The sequence below is a fragment of the Rothia sp. 27098_8_161 genome (genome assembly GCF_041432905.1).
Classification (GTDB): domain Bacteria; phylum Actinomycetota; class Actinomycetes; order Actinomycetales; family Micrococcaceae; genus Rothia.
Window position 1 is genome coordinate 1 of the sequence record NZ_JAPWAL010000017.1, and the last position, 18,979, is coordinate 18,979.

At 54.7% G+C, this 18,979-nt stretch carries 18 protein-coding genes; 5 read left to right on the forward strand and 13 right to left on the reverse strand.

The window, feature by feature from the left end; genetic code table 11:
- A partial coding sequence (locus tag O3648_RS06485) for a DUF2505 domain-containing protein (protein ID WP_371569155.1) occupies positions 1–485 on the forward strand: 485 nt, incomplete at its 5' end.
- 147 nt (positions 486–632) lie between these two features.
- On the opposite strand, the gene O3648_RS06490 is transcribed toward O3648_RS06485, so the two are convergent.
- The 8 genes from O3648_RS06490 to rfbB form a co-directional block, all read right to left on the reverse strand.
- Positions 633–1,130: an adenylyltransferase/cytidyltransferase family protein gene (locus tag O3648_RS06490; protein WP_279754319.1), complete on the reverse strand. Its 498-nt coding sequence runs from the start codon at positions 1,128–1,130 to the stop codon at positions 633–635.
- Positions 1,131–1,656: 526 nt separating this feature from the next.
- Entirely contained in the window at positions 1,657–2,127 is a 471-nt protein-coding gene (gene sufU, locus O3648_RS06495; RefSeq protein ID WP_279754318.1) for a Fe-S cluster assembly sulfur transfer protein SufU, read from the reverse strand.
- A 65-nt stretch (positions 2,128–2,192) separates the two neighbouring features.
- Positions 2,193–3,491 (reverse strand): cysteine desulfurase, encoded by a 1,299-nt coding sequence (locus tag O3648_RS06500; protein WP_371569157.1) that lies wholly within the window; start codon positions 3,489–3,491, stop codon positions 2,193–2,195.
- 188 nt (positions 3,492–3,679) lie between these two features.
- Positions 3,680–4,267, reverse strand: coding sequence for an aminoacyl-tRNA hydrolase (gene pth, locus O3648_RS06505; RefSeq protein ID WP_012904011.1), 588 nt, complete (start codon positions 4,265–4,267; stop codon positions 3,680–3,682).
- Between the two features lie 146 nt (positions 4,268–4,413).
- A complete protein-coding gene (locus O3648_RS06510; protein WP_371569159.1) occupies positions 4,414–5,073 on the reverse strand; it encodes a 50S ribosomal protein L25/general stress protein Ctc in 660 nt (219 codons plus the stop codon).
- A gap of 303 nt (positions 5,074–5,376) precedes the next feature.
- Entirely contained in the window at positions 5,377–6,540 is a 1,164-nt protein-coding gene (locus tag O3648_RS06515; protein WP_371569160.1) for a glycosyltransferase, read from the reverse strand.
- Between the two features lie 201 nt (positions 6,541–6,741).
- A complete protein-coding gene (gene rfbD, locus O3648_RS06520; protein ID WP_371569163.1) occupies positions 6,742–8,157 on the reverse strand; it encodes a dTDP-4-dehydrorhamnose reductase in 1,416 nt (471 codons plus the stop codon).
- On the reverse strand, positions 8,157–9,155 hold the full coding sequence (gene rfbB, locus O3648_RS06525; protein WP_279741838.1) for a dTDP-glucose 4,6-dehydratase: 999 nt from the start codon (positions 9,153–9,155) through the stop codon (positions 8,157–8,159). The genes rfbD and rfbB overlap by 1 nt, the downstream gene beginning before the upstream one ends.
- Positions 9,156–9,229: 74 nt before the next feature.
- Here rfbB and rfbA point away from each other — a divergent pair, with 74 nt between their 5' ends.
- The 4 genes from rfbA (at position 9,230) to O3648_RS06545 (ending at position 12,933) form a co-directional block, all read left to right on the forward strand.
- The gene (gene rfbA / locus O3648_RS06530) at positions 9,230–10,090 is read left to right on the forward strand and encodes a glucose-1-phosphate thymidylyltransferase RfbA (RefSeq protein ID WP_279741836.1); all 861 of its coding nucleotides are present in this window, start codon (positions 9,230–9,232) and stop codon (positions 10,088–10,090) included.
- A 96-nt stretch (positions 10,091–10,186) separates the two neighbouring features.
- Positions 10,187–11,659: a polysaccharide biosynthesis tyrosine autokinase gene (locus O3648_RS06535; RefSeq protein ID WP_371569166.1), complete on the forward strand. Its 1,473-nt coding sequence runs from the start codon at positions 10,187–10,189 to the stop codon at positions 11,657–11,659.
- Between the two features lie 111 nt (positions 11,660–11,770).
- A complete protein-coding gene (locus O3648_RS06540) occupies positions 11,771–12,628 on the forward strand; it encodes a nucleotidyltransferase family protein (protein WP_371569168.1) in 858 nt (285 codons plus the stop codon).
- Positions 12,625–12,933, forward strand: coding sequence for a PqqD family protein (locus tag O3648_RS06545; protein WP_279790589.1), 309 nt, complete (start codon positions 12,625–12,627; stop codon positions 12,931–12,933). Before O3648_RS06540 ends, O3648_RS06545 begins: the two co-directional genes overlap by 4 nt.
- Before the next feature lie 86 nt (positions 12,934–13,019).
- Here O3648_RS06545 and O3648_RS06550 read toward each other — a convergent pair whose 3' ends face one another.
- The 5 genes from O3648_RS06550 to O3648_RS06570 all read right to left on the reverse strand — a co-directional run bounded on the left by O3648_RS06550 (position 13,020) and on the right by O3648_RS06570 (position 18,975).
- The gene (locus O3648_RS06550; protein WP_279790591.1) at positions 13,020–14,267 is read right to left on the reverse strand and encodes a glycosyltransferase; all 1,248 of its coding nucleotides are present in this window, start codon (positions 14,265–14,267) and stop codon (positions 13,020–13,022) included.
- A 12-nt stretch (positions 14,268–14,279) separates the two neighbouring features.
- Positions 14,280–15,233, reverse strand: a complete 954-nt coding sequence (locus tag O3648_RS06555) for a glycosyltransferase family 2 protein (protein ID WP_371569172.1) — start codon at positions 15,231–15,233, stop codon at positions 14,280–14,282.
- Positions 15,234–15,297: 64 nt separating this feature from the next.
- Positions 15,298–16,347 carry a glycosyltransferase family 4 protein gene (locus O3648_RS06560; RefSeq protein WP_371569174.1) on the reverse strand — a complete coding sequence of 350 codons (1,050 nt, stop codon included), beginning with the start codon at positions 16,345–16,347 and terminating at the stop codon, positions 15,298–15,300.
- Positions 16,348–16,522: 175 nt separating this feature from the next.
- Positions 16,523–17,854: a hypothetical protein gene (locus O3648_RS06565; RefSeq protein WP_371569176.1), complete on the reverse strand. Its 1,332-nt coding sequence runs from the start codon at positions 17,852–17,854 to the stop codon at positions 16,523–16,525.
- On the reverse strand, positions 17,851–18,975 hold the full coding sequence (locus tag O3648_RS06570; RefSeq protein WP_371569177.1) for a glycosyltransferase family 4 protein: 1,125 nt from the start codon (positions 18,973–18,975) through the stop codon (positions 17,851–17,853). Before O3648_RS06570 ends, O3648_RS06565 begins: the two co-directional genes overlap by 4 nt.
- Between the last annotated feature and the right edge of the window lie 4 nt (positions 18,976–18,979).

Below are 18,979 nucleotides of genomic sequence, written 5' to 3' on the forward strand. Positions count from 1 at the left end.
AATCAACCATTATCAACGCAAGCGTTGAGCAGGTTATCGAGGCATTCTCTAACGAGGATTTCGCACGCTTCGTATGCTCCGAGATTGGCGTGGAATTCGGTAGCTTCTCCGTTTCCGGTGACACCTCCGCTGAGTTCACCGCAACCACCGAGCGTACCGTGCCCGCCGAGCGCGTGCCGGACATCGCTCGTAAGTTCGTCGGCAACGGCGTTGCTATGACCCAGGTGGACACCGTAAGCGCACCGGCTGCTGACGGCTCCCGCACTGTTTCTACCGAGGTCAAGGTCAACGGCATGCCCGTGTCCGCTCAGGCTACTCAGAAGCTGACCCCCGAGGGTGAGCAGACCCGCCTGGACGTCAACGGTGAAGTCTCCTGCTCCATCCCGCTGGTGGGCAAGAAGATTGCAGTCGCTGCTGAGCCGCAGGTTGGCCGTGTGCTGAAGGTTCTGGGCTCCTCCGCTGAGAAGTGGCTGGCACAGCGCTAAAGCTTATAAGACGCTCACCTTTGAGGTGTAGCTGATATACCGCGAATATGCAGAGGATCTCCGCTGTAAGTACTTACGGCGGGGATCTTCTTTGTGTCTCTTCATGAATCTTATGAGCTCTAACGCACCTATGAAGGGGTAGGGGTGTTAGGGGGCGATAATCGCTTCGGAGTATTCACGCTCACCAAGCAGCTCAGCGAAGCGGCGCATCTCTACGCGCAGATCGTGTTCTGCTTCGAGCAAATCAACGACCTTGCACAGCTTGGTACTGGAGGTGTGCTCGGTGTAGGGGAAATAGTGTACTTCCACACCGACCTCTGCGAAGCGTGCTTCCAGGGCGTTGCCTTTTTCGGTACCCTTCCAGTCGTCGCCCTTGAAGAAGATATTGAAGGGCTTCTGCTTCCAGGTTTTGAGCTTGTCGGGGGTGGTTTCGATGTGCACTTCGTCCACGTAGTCGATGTGGCTGACGATGGCGGCACGCTCTTCGATGGGGATGACGGGGCGACGGCCCTTGGTCATTTCCAGAACGTCATCGTGCACGACGCCTGCAATGAGGTAGTCGCAGTTTTCCTTAGCCTTGCGGAGAATCTCGAGGTGGCCGTAGTGGAAAAGGTCGTAGGCGCCAGCGGCGTAGCCAATAATCATGGGGCTTCCTTGTGGTTGGTAGCGGCGATAGTTATTCCGGTGTGGTTGAAGTATCGGAGGGGTGAGAAATATAACCGATATCTGTAGTGAAAACACGAGAATTAGCGAAGAATGTTTACCACTGAGAAAATACTCTCTCTAAGCTGTTTTTCTTCTCGCTATCACATGAGAATATGCGGGTCCGAAAAGAGTTTCTCGAGGGTGCTGGTTGGGTGCCCTTCGTCCTTTTATTTTACCAGTCACCTTTTTGAAGGAAAAAGGAAAAGATATAAATATGAGGCGGATACAGAGTAGTATCCACCTCATATTTTCATCATATTGATTTATATCGAAGAAATCTTATATCAAGAAAGAGTAGGGTATAGATTCTCGACTCGAGTCTTGTTCGGCGCTCACCGCTAAAAGTTCATCGAAAAGCATTACATATCCATGCAATATATTGTCGATGGCTCCATTCGATATTTTCGATTGGTGTTCAAATATTGGTTACTTACCGAACAATCCAGCCTATCCTCTCGGCAAAGAATTAGCTCTTTGCGGCTGCTTCCTTAGTAGCTTCCTCAACCGCAACCCACGAAAGCATCGCGCACTTCACACGTGCCATGAACTTCGAAACGCCGGAGAAAGCCGCCATATCGCCGTACTCCTCTTCGTCCAGGGTCACCTTACCGCGCGAGCGCAGCATCTCGCGGAACGCATCCACGTGACTCTGCAGCTCAGAGGTGGTCATACCGGGAGCCATTTCAGAAAGCACAGAGGCGGCAGCCATGGAGATGGAGCAACCATCACCTTCCCAGGAGATCGACTCAATGGTCTTCTCGCCGTCCTTCAGCTCGTCAGAGAGCACCACGCGCAGGTTGATTTCGTCGCCGCAAGTGGGGTTGTACTGGTGGTTATCGGCGCTTGCATGGCCGACGGGTACCTCTACGAGGTGCTCGCCGCTGCGCTGCTTAGAATGCTCCAAAATAATTTCCTGGTACAGGGATTCAAGAGACACGGTGATCTTCTTCCGTCAGTTGGTCTGTCTGAAAAATTGGGACGTTAGCTTCTAACGCATCTGCTTCAAAAGCCGAAGTAGGGGCGCACCTTGGCAAGTGCTTTCAGAAAAGCATCCACATCTTCAGTGGTGTTGTAGATGTAGGTGGAGGCGCGGGTCGAGGCGGTCACGCCTGCGCAGCGGTGCAGCGGCTGGGCGCAGTGGTGACCCACGCGCACGGCGATGCCCTGGGTGTCGAGCAGCTGACCCACATCATGCGGGTGCACACCCTCAATAGCGAGGGATACCAGGCCGGCACGTTTGGTGGGGTCGGTGGGCCCGAGCAGGCGCACACCCTCAATCTTCTGAAATCCCTCAACCAGGCGGGCACCCAGTTCGTGTTCCCACGCCTCAACATTCTCCATGCCCAGGTGCTGCAGGTAGCGCACAGCAGCAGCAAAAGCGACTGCCTGCGAGACACGCTGGGTACCTGCCTCAAACTTGATGGGGGCGGGCATGTACTCGGCATCCTGCAGACCCACGCGGGTAATCATGGAGCCACCGGTCAGGAAGGGCGGCAGAGCTTCGAGCAGTTCAGCACGGCCGTAGAGGGCACCGATACCGGTGGGTGCCAGCATCTTGTGGCCGGAGAACGCCGCGAAGTCAACATCCAGGGCGTGGAAGTCTACGGGCATATGCGGTACGGATTGGCAGGCGTCCAGTACGACGAGCGCGCCATACTTGCGTGCCATGGCGACCATGCGGGGCACATCGGTAATCGCGCCGGTCACGTTCGAGACGTGGGTGAAGGCCACGATGCGGGTCTTCTCGTTGATGATGCTCTCGGCTGCCTCGTAGTCGAGCTGGCCGTCCTCGGTGGAGGGGATGTGGCGCAGAGTCGCGCCGGTACGCTGTGCAAGAATCTGCCAGGGGATGAGGTTCGCGTGGTGCTCAATCTCCGTGGTGACGATTTCATCGCCGGGCTTCAGCACGAAGCGCTCAGCGGCGGAACCGCCGATGCCCTGGGAGGCATTGCCGATGGAGTAGGCAACCAGGTTTAGCGCCTCGGTTGCGTTGGAGGTCCACACGATTTCTTCCTCAGTGGCACCGACGAAGTTCGCGACGGTGATGCGCGCATCCTCAAACAGGTCGGTTGCTTCGACCGCGAGAGTGTGGGCGCCGCGGTGTACGGCAGAGTTGGCGTGCAGGTAGAAGTCGCGTTCTGCGTCGAGAACCTGAAGGGGTTTCTGGCTGGTCGCCCCCGAATCCAGGTAAATCAAAGGGTGCCCGTTAACCTCAGTGTTGAGGATCGGGAAGTCCTGGCGAAGCTGGCGTACGATGTCGTCGCTCAGCGGGGTATTGGCGGGGGTGGAGTATTCAGCCACGGGTACCTTCTTCTCTCGCTCATACGCTCCACGGGTCGGGTATTTTCCCGTCGTGGAGCGTATAACGTCATTCTTTTCTAGCTTATTCCCTCATCTGGCTCTTGCATAGTTAGGTAGAGCCTAGTTCACGCATCGGCCCGCATCATGCGTTACCTCAGTTCAGCATTTACTCGGTACGGGTCATACGGCTAGGAGCCTGCTCCGTGGTAGCGCTGCTGGGTTGCCAGCAGGCCTTCCTTCACGAGCATCATGGTTGCATCCGCTGCGTTTGAGATGAGGAAGGGCAGGTCCTTCGCTTCGGTGCTGCTGAAAGGCTTGAGCACGAAGTCTGCGGTGTCCATGCGTCCGGGAGGACGACCGATGCCGGTGCGAACACGGTAGTAGTCCTTGGTACCCAGCGCCTTAGTGATATCGCGCAGACCGTTATGACCGCCCTCTCCCCCACCAATCTTGAGCTTAATGGTGTCGAAGGGGATATCCAGTTCATCGTGCACCGCGATGATACGGTCGGGGTTAATATCGTAGAACTGGGCTAGAGCCGATACCGGGCCGCCCGAGGTGTTCATATAGGTCAGGGGCTTGGCCAGCACTACCTTGGGCCCGCCTATACCCAAACGTCCTTCCAGCACCTGGGCGCGCGCGCGTCCGTGCTTCTTGAAGCCACCGCCTACTTCACGCGCCAGTTCATCAACCACCATCTGGCCGATGTTATGGCGGGTTTTCTCGTACTCCGGGCCCGGGTTCCCCAGACCAACAATGAGCCACGCATCAGACATATCTTCGCCCTTTCCACGGCGCTGTAAAAGGTTTTTAGAAAATTCATGGACTACACCATTCTATGAGTATGGCCCGCTACCACCTCAGAAGAGAGGTAGCGGCGGGCCATCCACAAATCGCTGTTGCGCTAGGCGCAGGGCGCGGTCTAGTGCTTTGAGTTATCTGAGTCGTGAGCTTCGCCAGCCTGATCTGATTCCTCGGAAGCTTCAACGATGTCACCCTCGGGTGCGTTTTCGCCTTCTTCACCGGGCTCGGGAACGTCGAGTTCCTCGGGCTCAGAAACGTTAACGATCAGCAGTTCAGCGTCTGCAACCAGGGTTACGCCTGAGGGCAGTTCAACGTCTGATGCCAGAACGTGAGCGCCAGCTTCGCGGCCTTCGATGGTCACGGTCAAAGCTTCGGGTGCCTTCAGTGCGTCAGCTTCAACCAGAAGAACGGTTTCTTCCTGGTTAGCAACGGCGCCAACAGCGGGCTCGCCTTCAACGTGTACAGGAACCTCAATCTCAACGCGCTCGCCGCGCTTAACGGTCAGCAGGTCGATGTGCTGCAGTTCGGGGCGGATTGCGTGACGCTGGATGTCCTTGATCATTGCGAGGTGTGATTCACCTTCGATGTCGAGGTCGAGGATAGCGTTGGGGACGCGGGCAGCCAGGGTGGTTGCGTGGCCGGGGAGTACTACGTGCTTGGGCTCTTCGCCGTGGCCGTAGATGACGGCGGGGATGTCGCCTGCCATGCGGATGCGACGCGCGTAGCCCTTGCCGAAGTCGCTACGTACGGTAGCTGAAATTTTGATGGTATCTGACATAAGTTGTCCACCCTTTCTTGGTTAGAAGTGATGCGCCAAGTGGAATAGGGACTGGCGCCAGAAATCTCTTTCCAACCAGCCACCGTCAGTTACGGACCTACACGTTTCGTGTATTCCACCGCCTTGGCCAAGACAATATTGTACAGGTGCCCGGCTCTATCTTCAAGGGCCGGGAACCTGTGATATGGCGCTTTTCACGCCTTTTATGCTGAATAGCATCAGCATGAGCGCTGCGAGGGTGGCGGACGTCCGTTCCCCTCGCAGCGATACTAACCTTAGAGTACAAACCTTGGAACGCTGACTTTAGGAGGCGTTCGCCTTCAGAATCGACACAAGGTGCTCAATCCTTCGAGCAACTACCCGGGAATACAAATTCTCAGTCATAAATCTACGAGCCCGCTCTGAAGCAGCTGCCAATTCACTAGGAGCGCGAAGAATCCCATCAATCTTTTGAGCTAGTTGCTGAACGTCGCCCTGAGGAACAGACCAAGCCATTTTTTGAGAGACCAGAAAGTCTAGCGTTTCATTGGAGAATCCAATAATGGGAACTCCCTGCCCAAGGGTTTCATAATATGTCATCGAGGGGTCACCCTGCAGATGAGGCATAACCATCAAATCAATATTCTTTTGAACAAACGGCTCCCATTCATCCTTATAGGACATAAAACCTTTATACACAATATTAGGGGCGCCCTTTTCAAGAATCTCCTGTCTATCCGGCCCATCTCCAATGAGATAGAAAACAATTTCAGGATTTAGGTTATATACAGCCCATGATATATCAGCTATATACTTTGACCCCTTCAATGGAGATATATTTCCCGAAAATGCAATTGACTTCAAGGATTTATGAAAATCCTTCTTTTCAGCAACATCGTCAACGCGATGGTCAAAATACAAGAATGAGTTCTTGGAAAGGTTGCCGTATGATTCAAATGCCGCAGGACCATTGCACTGAATACCCGCAGATTTACGCATCATTTTTCGGGTCGCAAGTTCCCCCTTCCAGAGACCAAGGTATGCCCGAAGAGTATCCATCACTCCGACTTTTCCGTTTCGCGATGATTCAGCGTGGAAGATAGCGTAACGAATCCGTCGCGTAACTTCGGCAATATACACAACTTTACAAGGCAAGGACAGGAAACGCTCTGCACCCTTTTTACCAAGAACTAGGGCGACAACGTTACCCTTGGCGCTCTGCAGATACTCATCTGCAGATTCCTTTCTGAGGTTAATATCATCCTTCGAGAACCTCCTACAGGTCGAAGGATTTAGACATGTTCGAAAATCAATAACACCCCCTTCAGTAACTACAGTAAACTTCACCTCAGGATAGTTTTCTTCAAGAAAATCCTTATACGCTTTATATCCCACGAAGCTACGTTCATAGATATAAAAACCATCAGAATCTTCAAAAGCATTTCCGGGATCAACAATAACAATCTCACCCAGGCTATCAACAGCCATAGTCTCCTCCAATATGAATGAATACAGTTGTATAGGTGTTAGATTACATTAAATCAACGATTTATGTATACCTGAATAAATCTATATTCGTACACCCTATTACTTATACCCCCCTCAAATTCGGAGCTAATCGTTTGCCGATTTCACAAGTTATAACTAATACTCTCGAATTTGAGGGGCTAACCAGTGAGCACTCTGTATTTACTGCTTCAGATAGCCCTCCAATGCGACGCGGTGATCGCGCGGGGTGAAGCCTGCAGCAATCAGCTTGGACAGGTCCATTGCCGAGTTCGCCGGACGGTGAGCGAAGAGCTCAGCGCTGGCAAAGTATTCCTCGGTGGTGGTGTCGCTGACTCGTGCCGGGTCGTGGCCGGTGCCTTCGTACACTGCACGAGCGAACTGTGCCCAGTTGATGACTTCACCGGTGTTCGACACGTTGTAGGTGCCGTATTCAGCGCCGGAGAAGAGCAGGTACAGGGCAGCTGCTGCCAGATCCTGTGTGAAGGTCGGACGACCCCACTGGTCGGCAACCACGGACGGGTCGATACCGCGCTCAGCCAGGGACGCCATGGTGCCAACGAAGTTCTTGCCGGCACCAACAACCCAGCTGGTGCGCAGGATGTAGTGTTTACGCCATGCGGCAGCGGCAACCTCACCAGCAGCCTTGGACGCGCCGTAGACGCTCAGCGGCGCCAGGGGATAATTCTCCGGGTATTCCTCACCCAGGGGCAGGGAGCCGTCAAAGACGTAGTCGGTGGATACGTGAACCAGCGGCAGGTTAGCTTCTTCACAGATGGAGGCAAGAGCGCTCACGCCCAGGGCGTTAGCTGCCCAGGCGTCGCGGCGACCCTCGGGGGTTTCAGCCTGATCCACTGCGGTGTACGCTGCAGCGTTGATGACCGCACGGAAGGAGCGCCAACGGAATGCATCGCGCCACTGCTCGGGCTTGCCCAGGTCGAGGCGGTCGCGATCCACAGTCAGGAAGGGTACGTTCTGCTCGGTGAGCTGGCGAACCAGCTCGGTGCCGAGCTGACCGCCCGCGCCAATGATCAGGATCGGATCGGCCTCCAGGGGCTCGATCTCGTTCAGACGTGGGTGGTTACGGTCCTTCTCGGAGAGCTCTGCCTTCGCCAGGTCGATGGGCCAGTCGATTGCAACGGTCTCATCGGCAAGGTTCAGAAAGCTATAGCCGGATACTGCGTCCGCCGACCAGTGGTCGTTCACCAGGTAGGTGTAGGCAGTGTTCTCTTCCAGGGTCTGGAAGGAGTTACCCACGCCGCGGGGCACGAAGATTGCGGTGTCCGGGCCCAGCTCCACGGTGACGAGCTTGCCGAAGGACTCGCCGGCACGCAGGTCAACCCACGCGCCAAAGATACGGCCGGTCGCAACAGAAACGTACTTATCCCACGGCTCGGCGTGGATACCGCGAGTGGTACCTACCGAAGCGTTGAACGAGATGTTGTTCTGGACGGGGTTGAAGTCGGGCAGACCAGCTGCGAGCATCTTCTCGCGCTGCCAGTTTTCCTTGAACCAGCCGCGGTTATCGCCGTGAACCGGCAGGTCAATAATGAGCAGACCCGGAATCTCGGTTTCAGTAACCTTCAGTTCCTTGGTCATTACTGACCTGCCTTTGCGTACTTAGCCTCAACTTCAGCCTTCAGGGGCTCCCACCAGCCACGGTTCTCGGTGTACCACTTAATGGTGTCGGCAAGACCGGACTCGAAGTCGGTGAACTTCGGCTCCCAACCGAGCTCTGCACGCAGGCGGCTACCGTCGATTGCGTAGCGCAGGTCGTGACCGGGGCGGTCAACCACGTGCTCGAAATCGTTCTCATCCTTGCCCATCAGGCGCAGGATGGTGCGCAGAACGGTGATGTTATTCTCTTCACCGTCTGCACCGATGAGGTAGGTTTCGCCAATCTTTCCCTGCTCCAGGATGCGCAGCACAGCAGAAGAGTGATCGGATGCGTGAATCCAGTCACGAACGTTTAGGCCCTCGCCGTACAGCTTCGGGGTCAGACCCGAGAGGATGTTAGTGATCTGGCGGGGGATAAACTTCTCGATGTGCTGGTAGGGGCCGTAGTTATTGGAGCAGTTAGAGATGGTTGCTTCAATACCGAAGGAGCGGACCCATGCACGCACGAGCAGGTCGGAGCCTGCCTTAGTGGAGGAGTAAGGGGAAGAGGGGTTATAGGGGGTGGTTTCGGTGAACTTTGCCGGATCGTCCAACTCAAGGTCACCGAAGACCTCGTCGGTGGAGATGTGGTGGTAGCGAGTGCCGTGCTTACGGACTGCTTCCAGCAGGGTGAAAGTACCGATGAGGTTAGTGTGGATGAACGGTTCGGGGTTAGACAGAGAATTGTCGTTGTGTGATTCCGCAGCGTAGTGGACAACAGCGTCTGCCTTACCGACCAGTTCGTCAGCCAGCCCGCGGTCGGCAATATCGCCTACAACGAGCTTGAAGCGGGATTCAGGAAGACCTTCCAAAGACGCGGCGTTTGCGGCGTAGGTCATCTTATCTAGCACAGTAATAGTGTGATCAGTGTTATCGATGAGGTGGTGAACAAAGTTCGAACCGATAAAACCGGCACCGCCGGTAACAAGAATGTGAGTCATACGGTAGATTTTACCTGGCTAAACAGTGATTTTTATGCCTCAACAAAGAGATAAACATGACACAATAAGAAGTTATGAAGGGAATTATTCTTGCCGGCGGTACCGGAAGCCGTTTGCACCCTATCACTCAGGGTATTAGCAAGCAGCTCACTCCGGTCTATGACAAGCCGATGATTTACTACCCGCTGTCCACTCTCATGTTGGCGGGTATCCGCGATATTTTGATTATTACCACTCCTGCCGACCAGGAGCAGTTCCAGCGACTGCTCGGTGACGGTTCCCGTTTCGGTATTAATCTCGAATATAAGGTGCAGCCTTCTCCGGATGGCCTGGCACAGGCATTCATTCTGGGTGCCGACTTTATTGGCAATGACCCTGTAGCGCTCGTGCTCGGTGACAATATCTTCTACGGTCCCGGTCTGGGCACTCAGCTTGCCACCTACGAGCAGAAGGACGGCGCGACTGTCTTCGCTTACCAGGTTGCTGACCCTCGCGCCTACGGTGTGGTGGAGTTCGATGAGGACTTCAACGCGCTATCCATTGAGGAGAAACCTGAAAACCCCAAGAGCGACTACGCTATTCCGGGTCTGTACTTCTACGACTCAAAGGTTGTAGAGTATGCACGTCAGATCAAGCCTTCCCCGCGCGGTGAGTTGGAAATCACTGACCTCAACCGCATCTACCTGGAACAGGGTAAACTGAAGGTAGAGGTTCTACCTCGCGGTACCGCGTGGCTGGACACTGGAACCTTTGATTCACTAGCTGACGCCAGTAACTTCATCCGCACTGTTCAGAGCCGTCAGGGCCTGTCAGTTGGTTGCCCGGAGGAAATTGCGTGGCGCCACGGTTGGCTTTCCGATGAGCAGTTGCGCGACATTGCTACCCCCCTCGTCAAGAGCGGTTACGGTAGCTACCTGCTCGGATTGCTCCGCTAATAAACACCAGGGGATTTTCGTATCCCTTCACCGTCTGCAACAACACTCCACGTCGCAGGTACACTAACTCAAACTTTCTGGAGTATTCTCACTACCATGACCATTTTGGAATTTTTCCGCACCACGAGGGCTAACCTCTGGTTGCTGATCATTGGCATCGTTGTCGGTGCCACAGCGGGCTTCGGCTATGCTTCTCTCCAGCCGAAGGTCTACGCCGCATCGGCCTCGGGCTACGTGACCGTGGGTGAATCCGGTACGGTGGATGTTCTCTCAGGCTCTTCGGCCGCTAAGGATCGCGCTCGCGCCTACGCAGCTATCGTCTCCTCTGAGGCTGTGGCACAGAAGATTAAGCAGAACACCCCTGAGCTGTCCCTGACTACCGGCCAGATTCGCGCAAGCCTCACTGCAGCTGCAGGTGAAAATACTGCACTGATTACCGTGAACGCGCAAGCTTCTTCGCCAAAAAACGCACAGTTGCTCGCTAACAGTGCTTTGCAGGCTACTGCGGACTATATCAAGCAAATTGAGCAGAACCCCGGTAACGCTGAGGCTCTGGTAAATGGCGACGATACTGTTGCTTCACCTACTGGAGGCAACACCATTCGCGTGATTCCGTTGAATAACGCAAGCGTAAACCCTCCGCTGATAGCTCCGAACTACCAGCAGAACGTGCTCATGGGTGCTGGTGCCGGTTTGGTTCTGGTCTACGCGGCAATCTTCCTGCGCCGTGCACTGGATCAGCGCATCCGTACCCGTGACGACGCTACCAAGGCAACCGGTGCAAGCGTCCTGGGCGTTCTGCCTGTTAGTGACGACCTAAACGAAGAAAACATCGTTAACGGCAACACTGACGACCACATTGCACAGGAATCCATCCGTCAGCTGCGCACCAACCTACGCTTCGTGAATGTTGATACCCCCCCGCGTTCGTTCATCGTCACCTCCGCAGTGCCCGGTGAAGGTAAGTCGACCGTGTCGCTGTCTCTGGCTCGCGCAATGGCTGATGCGGGTTCGCCCGTCATCCTCATTGACGCCGACCTCCGCCGCCCCACCGTAGCTAAGAAGCTGAAGCTGGACGCTAAGGTTGGCCTGACCCAGGTTCTGGCTGGCCAGGTTGAGATCGCTAACGCTGTGCACCAACTCGGTGAATCAAACCTCTTCGTCCTTCCTGCAGGTCGTATCCCCCCGAACCCCTCCGAACTTCTGGGCTCCGATAAGATGCGCCAGCTGATCAATGAGCTTTCCGAAGAGTTCATCGTAGTCGTTGACGTTCCGCCGCTGCTACCCGTGACCGACGCTTCATTGCTCTCCCACTCCGTGGATGGCGTGATTCTCGTTGCTTCTATCGGCCGAAGCCACCGTGAGCAGATGGCTGAAGCTTCCAACATTCTAAAGAAGGTCAACGCAAACCTCATCGGTATGGTTCTGAACCGTGCACCCCGTAAGGGCCTCGGTAACTCCTACTACGGCTTCGGTTACTCAAGCGCTTACGTTGGTTATGCAACCTACTACGGTTACAGCAAGGAAGACGATAAGAAGTCATCTAAGAAGTCCTTGACCAAGAAGTAATAACGTAATAAGCACCCTAAATCTTAGGGAGCGACTTAGGGCGGGATGGGCAGTTTTTCTGCCCGTCCCGCCTTATACTTATCTGGTATACATGTGCACCGAAAGGCTATTGTGACCACTCACTCACCCAATACCCCGGAGCCGCAGACTACTCCTCTGGCGGCACGGATTCGGCTTGCGCACGCCTACTTCCAACGAATGGCTGACATGCACTCAATCGATATTCTGCATGTCAAAGGCTACGCTTTCTCTCAGGAAATTTACCGCAAGGGTAGGTACAGCTCCGACGCCGACCTGCTGATCCGTCCCTCTCATGTGGACCGTTTTGTAGAGATTCTTCTGGCAGATGGATGGCGTATTCAAGCGCACTTCGAGACAGGCTCAGTGTTCGAGCACGCAATGACGCTCTACCACGCTTCATGGGGCCTAACCGATATTCATCGTTTCTTCCCCGGTCTTGGACGCCACGGCGATTATGAGAAGGCGTTTGACCGTGTCTGGGCGGCACGTAAGACCCGTATGATTGCTCACCATCCCTGCGCTGTTCCCAGCGATCTGGACGCACGTCTTCTCGTGGTGCTTCACCGCGCCCGTGCGGCATCACGCTACAGCGCGGATATTAACTATCTGGTTTCTCTACTCTCCTATAGCGATTGGCAGCGCCTGCGAGCCCGTGCCGAGGAGCTTGACTCATCCCTCGCATATAGCGCGGCTATGGGTAGTCTGGAGCAGTACCGTGACGACCGCGACTATCTGCTGTGGCTCTCAGTCTCCCAGGATGTGCCCCACTATATTCAGTGGATTGGGCGCCTGCAGTCAGCGACCACCCTGCACGATAAGCTACGCACCCTCAAGAACATTTTCCTCGTAAATAAGGACCACCTGGCGATGCAGCTGGGACGCACCCCCACTAAGGCAGAGATACGTGCAAAGTTCTTTGAACGTTTCGGAATCAAGGTGAATAAATGAGCAATCCAGTAGATTTCCGTCAGACCGTATACGGTATCCCCGAGAACATCGCGTACGTTCATTCTGAAGAGTTCGCTAAGTACTCCACCACGGCAACTTATCTCGCGAATCTTGCCAACGGTGAGCTGTCTGTTCTACAGGATTCAGCCTCCATTATTTGGAGTATTTTTGAAGATCCGATGTCTCTGCAGGATGCTATCGATGCGCTCTGTGAAATGTATGAACAGCCCGTAGAGATTATGGGACCGCAGATTGAGGGTTTTATTCCGGAGTTGCTCTCCAAGGGGCTCCTAGAAGCCCGCTAGGGCTCTCAGAATGCATAAAGAAGGCGGGGTGGTAGAACTTTTTATAGTTCTACCACCCCGCCTTCTTTATGAGCCGTCTAGCTCTTTTAGTCTTCGGGCAGAGCCTGCACGTACATCTTCAGACGGGTGATGAAACGAGCCTCCGAGAAACCGTCAACGTGCTCACGGATGTAGTCAGCATCCCAGTCATCCGGGTTGAAAGCCTTGAGAGCTTCCACCAGCTGCTCCACGGTCGGCTGGTTAATGAACATACCGGTCTTGCCTTCCTGAATGGTATCCAGGAAGCCGCCCGCACGGTAGGCAATCACAGCCTTACCGCTAGCACCTGCCTCCAGCGGGGTAATGCCGAAGTCCTCATAAGAGATAGCCAGCAGTGACAGGCAGTGACGGTACGCGTAACGTAGCTGCGCGTCCGAAACGCCCGAAACGATACGAACGGTCTGGCCCGCAAGCACTTCCAGGCGTTCTTTCTCCGGACCGCGACCAATCACCAGTAGCTTCTTGCCCAACTCATTGCAGGCTTCAATAGCCTTATCAACATTTTTGTAGGGCAGCAGGCGAGAAACGATCAGGAAATAATCGTCCGATTCGGTGAACTCTTCCAGACCCGGAATAGGCTCAACCGGTGCGGTGGTTTCTACCGAGTGCGGCGGGAAGAAAATCGGAACGTCCTTCTTGCCGTACACGTTCTCGATGCGCTTCTTAATCACGCTCGCGTTCGCCACGTACACCGCCGAGCGGTGAGCCGCCCAGTGATCCCAGAGCATCAGCGCAGGACGCAGGGTCTTCAATAGCAGCGGCACGGGGCCGGTGCTTTTCTCGCCCAGGTACTGATCGCTCAGGTATAGCCAACGCGCCGGTGAATGGCAGTAAATGAACTTACGGCCGGCGAAGTTGAAGCCGTGCGCCCAACCGGTCGTCGATACCACAGCACGCTCAGCCGGCACCTTCAAGAAAGAAGAAGCAAACGGCAAAATCGGCAGAGCCATGCGGTGGTTACGACGCAGGTAACCAATCTTGTTCAAGGGACTCGTGATAATCTTCGCGTCTTTGAACTCGGGGAAGGTGCCCTCCGGGTCGTACAGAGTCGTGTAAATCGGTGCATCCGGGAACGCACGGTGCATCGCCAGAACAACACGCTCCGCGCCGCCGCGCTGAGTCAGATAGTCGTGGGCAATTGCAATCTCTTCAGTAGCCTCAGGCTTGACCAGCGGCACGTAACGGCGCGCCAGGCGACCAAGCTTCTTGAGGCTCTTCGGTATATCCGCAAGCACCGCGTCGGGGTTCTTCGGTGCGGTAAACGGAGCGGAGGTCAAGAGCTGAGTGAGTGACATTTTCTTTTCCTCCTAGAAAACTTTCTGAGCGCGCTCAGGATAGTGAATACCGGCGTAAGATGCAGCCTCAACCTGTAACGCCACAAGCTTCTCAGCAGCCTTAGCAGGCAGCTTTAGCAGAATCTTATCGCTCGCATCGCCGAGAGCCTTAATGGTCTTCTCGGTGGTGAAACGAGCGAGGGTCTTGACCAGCAAACCCCACGGGCCCGTCGGGTTCGGGGCGGGGTGTGCTTCCTCGCCGTGCTTACGCGCGAAGATGGTGCGGGCAGAGCCCGAGTGCAGGGCACGCAGAGCACGCACAGCAGTGGTGGTAGCAGCCACGTAGTGCTTAGTCGCCAGTTCAGGGGCGATGTGAATTTCACTGCAGTGCTGAGCAACCTCGTAACCCATGTCTACGTCTTCCCAACCGTAGAGACGGTACGCGGGGTCGTAGCCACCAATCTCGTCGAAGAGCTTCTTCGACATAGATACATTACCTGCCCAGTAAATCCAGCGTTTCTCAGGGGCAACCTGGTACGCAGTTTCACGAAACTTCTGGTCACGGTAGTTACCGTACACACGAGAGTAAGGAGTGTCCGGGAACTGGTTCAGGTAAATACCAATCACGCCGTGCTCACCGGGAGCCTCATGGTACTTGAGATGGTTCGCAACGTAGTTGGAGTCGGGTTGCAGGTCGTCATCACAACGGATGAGAATATCCGCATTAGCCGCACGGTGGCCAGCGTTCAGCGCTGCCACACGACCGCGGTTCTCATCAAAAACGATCTTGATCAGGTTCAGCTTGCCTTCTGCAATGTAGCGATCAAGCACAGCTTCACTGTTATCAATATCGCCGTCGAGGACCACGATAACCTGGAAGTCCTTCTCGGTCTGGGCGGCAAGCGCATCCAGCGGGTAATGCAGAATGTCTGCACCACCGCGAGAGGGAATAATAACCGCAGCCTTGTAGCGGGGGGTAGTCTTCATAATTTTCCTTCCGTTTTGAGTGAGAGGATATCCGTTGGGAATGATCTATAGGTTTAGAAGCACCTTAGCGGATAAAACGGTCCAGAATCTCACCGACACGGACCTGTCCTGCTTCAGGCGAGTAGTTCTCCTGCCATCGCCAAAACAGTTCAGATGTACGCTCCGCCAATTCTTCCGTTTCTTCACGGATTTCATTACCCAAGTTCTCAATAGCCTGAGCAAGTGCCTGAGGCTGATTCACAGGAACGATGTAGGGGTAAGAACCTAGGCCGCCAATAACCTCCATCAGAGGTGCGGAATCACTAATAATGATGGGAACGCGGGCGCTCATCGCCTCAGCAACAACCAGGCCGAAGGATTCTTCGGCACCGGCCGAAGGCACAACGAACATGTCGATATCGCTGAAAAGACGATCCGGAGTAGTCCATCCCAGACGGGTACTGAACGGTGCAACACGAGCCAGAGCAGTTTCGACTTCAACACGGCCCTTCTCAGAAGCGAAGACAGACTCACCGCCAATAATGAAGTCGTAAATGATTTCGTCCTTATTGAGGATGCTCAACGCCTCACACAGAGTAGGAATACCCTTAGCAGGGGTTAGACGCCCCAGGAAGCCGATGCGCAGACGACGATCACCTACATGATGGTCCAGCTCGGTGGATACACCGCTAACCCAGTTTGCGAAAACCTCACTACCAGGGCAGGCACGCACCACATAGTGGCTGGGGACCAGAGTAACCGAAGCGTTACGTCGGGCGAAAGGTACCAGCTTAGCATTGATACCGGTAGCAAACTGGTGCAGATGTACGATACGGTTCTTACGTCCACCGGTAGCGGTCGCAGGAACCAGCCCGTTGCACCACAGCAGAACGTCCCTATTGTGGGCGTGCCAAGCGCGCAGGGCAAGCATATACTGTGCACGGTTCTTTGCCGGCAGAATAATACGGGCAAAGCCCTCATCCGCTGCGGCCTCCATGAGCTGCTTCGGTTCGGAGGGGCCTACAATAGTGACCTTATAGCCGAGGTTACGGGCTGCACGGGCGATGTTTAGAAGCATGACCTCGCCGCCACCAATATCACCGTTATTAGTAGCGATGTACAGTTCTTTCTTCAATGTTCTACTCCTAGAGCAAATGACGAGGGGAATAGTTCTTCTAGGGAATCATTTGTCCTCCCCGGATACGCCAGAACAAGGCGCTCCAATAAGCATTTCAACAAATATGTAGAGCGCTATGCTGGAGACTTAGAGAAACTACCTGCCGAGGCAGACGACACGATGTGAATATCCTCTACGCCTTATGGATATTCTGGGCGGCTAGCACGTGGTTATAGGCTTCTTCAGCATCACGAATTTCAATTCGCTCGTCAAAGCCTTCGATACTTGCCTCATCATGACCAGTGCCAAGACGCTGCTCACGTTCAAGCAACAACACGCGCAGAGCCAAACCACAGGCAATAGCCCACGGCCAGGTGTAGAACACTTCACCCAGACGCACGGCACAAATCATGATGGCGATACCGGCACCCTGCACGACATAGAACTTCGGCGGCAGAGTCTTTTTGCCACTAGACACATTCACGATAAAGAGCAGGGTGATGGCAACAACCAGAATCATCCACGGCCAACCGCCCTCGACAAGCGCAGACCAGTATGAATTGTGGAAGAACCAGATCTTCGAACCAGTATGTGTCAGGTATACGTACGCCTCGCCCAAGCCCTGGCCAAAGAAGCCAGAAGCCTGAACCTTAATCTCAGATGCCTGGTCGATCAACGCACGAAGCGCATCCGTACCGGTACGATCTGCGAAGGCGCCAGACTGCGCGTAGTCACTGGTCAAAATATTAATGAGCCAATACAGGACCACACCCAAGGCTATGCGGCCGAAAGTCTTCATACGGTGAGCAATAACGATCCAAATCAGACCCGCTACATACGCCGCGATAGAGGTACGAGATCCAGTAGCCCACAACAAAGCAGCGAAAATCACAATGGCAAGAATGACTTCAATCTTGTTACGGGCAAAGCTCAGAATCAGCAAACCAAAAAGACAGTACACCAGACCTGAGAAGTTTTTGTCGTTCAACCAACCGGTCAAATAACCGTAATAACCAGTTACCGGCGCAAACCCAGCAAAATAAGCCGCTGCGTTAAACACAATCGCTAGTGAGTAGCCCAAAATAATGGATCGGATATGCAAGCGTCCGGCAGCAATAGCCCAAATCAGCACTGTTGTCGCCACCATGCGGATCAAACGTCGAGTCCAGTCTGATGCATCTTCCGAATGCACGCCGTACAACGAGACAATTGCGAGGTAGCCCATAGCAATAAACATAATGGCGCGCAGACCCGAAAAATGACTCACGTCAAAAGTCGGCTTACGGGTCAATCCGTATACCGCCAAAACGATAATAACTACCTGGTTAAAGGGCAAACCGACGCCAGGCACGGCTTCACCAAAAAGCAGAAGGAACGCCATAATGAACTCGGGCATTCGAACCTGGCTACTCTGGTGGCGGACGTATTTGCTACCGCGAGACACGGCTTCAGAGAAACGCGAAACTTCCGACTTCTCAGCGGGCTCGTTCAGATGCGCGTAAACCTGCGAAGTCTGGCTCATCATCGGCCTCCTCGAAGTACACGTGCGTAAATATCAACCGTCTGAGCAACCATCTGCTCATTCGAAATCCAGGTGAAAGGCTCAGACTCGCCCTTCTGCAGCTGCGCGCGCATAGCCTGCTGAACATCCTGAGTCAGGGTTGCGCTCTGGCGGTCCACTAGCTCGTCGGCACCCAAAATCTCCGGGTTACCGCCCACAGCGGTAGCGACCGTCTTCAGACCGGCTGCCTTAGCATCCAGCAGAGTGTAGGAACAGTTCTCCCACACCGACAGCTGAACAATCATGTCGCTACGGCCCATCGCCTCAATCGGGTTAACAAAGCCGCTGAAGGTCACCGAATCGCCCAGGTTCAGACGCTGAGCCTGAGCCTGCAACTCAGACGCTAAATCGCCAGAGCCCGCAATCTCAAGATGAGCCTGCGGATAATCAACACGAAGCTGCGCAAAAGCATCCAGCAACACGTCAATACCCTTCTCAGGGGACAGACGAGAGAGTGAAAGAATACGGGGACCGCCCTCGGCAGGTACACGCTGCCGCTCAACAGCCGCGTGCACCTCGGGGATATCCACGCCGTTGTACACCAGCTCCACGCCGCGAGCACCCCATTTGGCGCGCATCTGATCAGCAGTAGAACGGGAAACAGCAATCGCCTGATCGGTACCCCACAGACGCACACGGTGCACGGTCTCCATGAGCTTAGAACGCCAGGAGCTACCGTGGTACACCGAGTCATTACCGGCAATACCGTGCTCAGTGGTCAGAAGCTTCGGCACGCAAGTGCCACGCTTGATAACGCTACGGATGCGCAGCACGTTGACCACAGCGGTCGCTACAACATCCGCGTACGCCAGGTGGCTGTGCACAATATCCGGGCGGAGCTGCTCAATAGCCTTCTGCAGAGAGGTAAAGGAAGTTTTAAAACCGTAGTCGGGGCCAAGCTCAGCCTTGATGACAGTGACGCCCAGTTCCTCAAGGCGGCTCGTGAGCTTACCTTCGGGTGCGAGAACCACCAAGTTAAAGCCGGGGAGCCCGGCACGTGCCATATCGACAACGTGCCGAGCTACTCCACCAAAATCGGGAACCGGAACGACCCATAGGGCCGTGGGAACTCCGTTTAAATTCATGAGT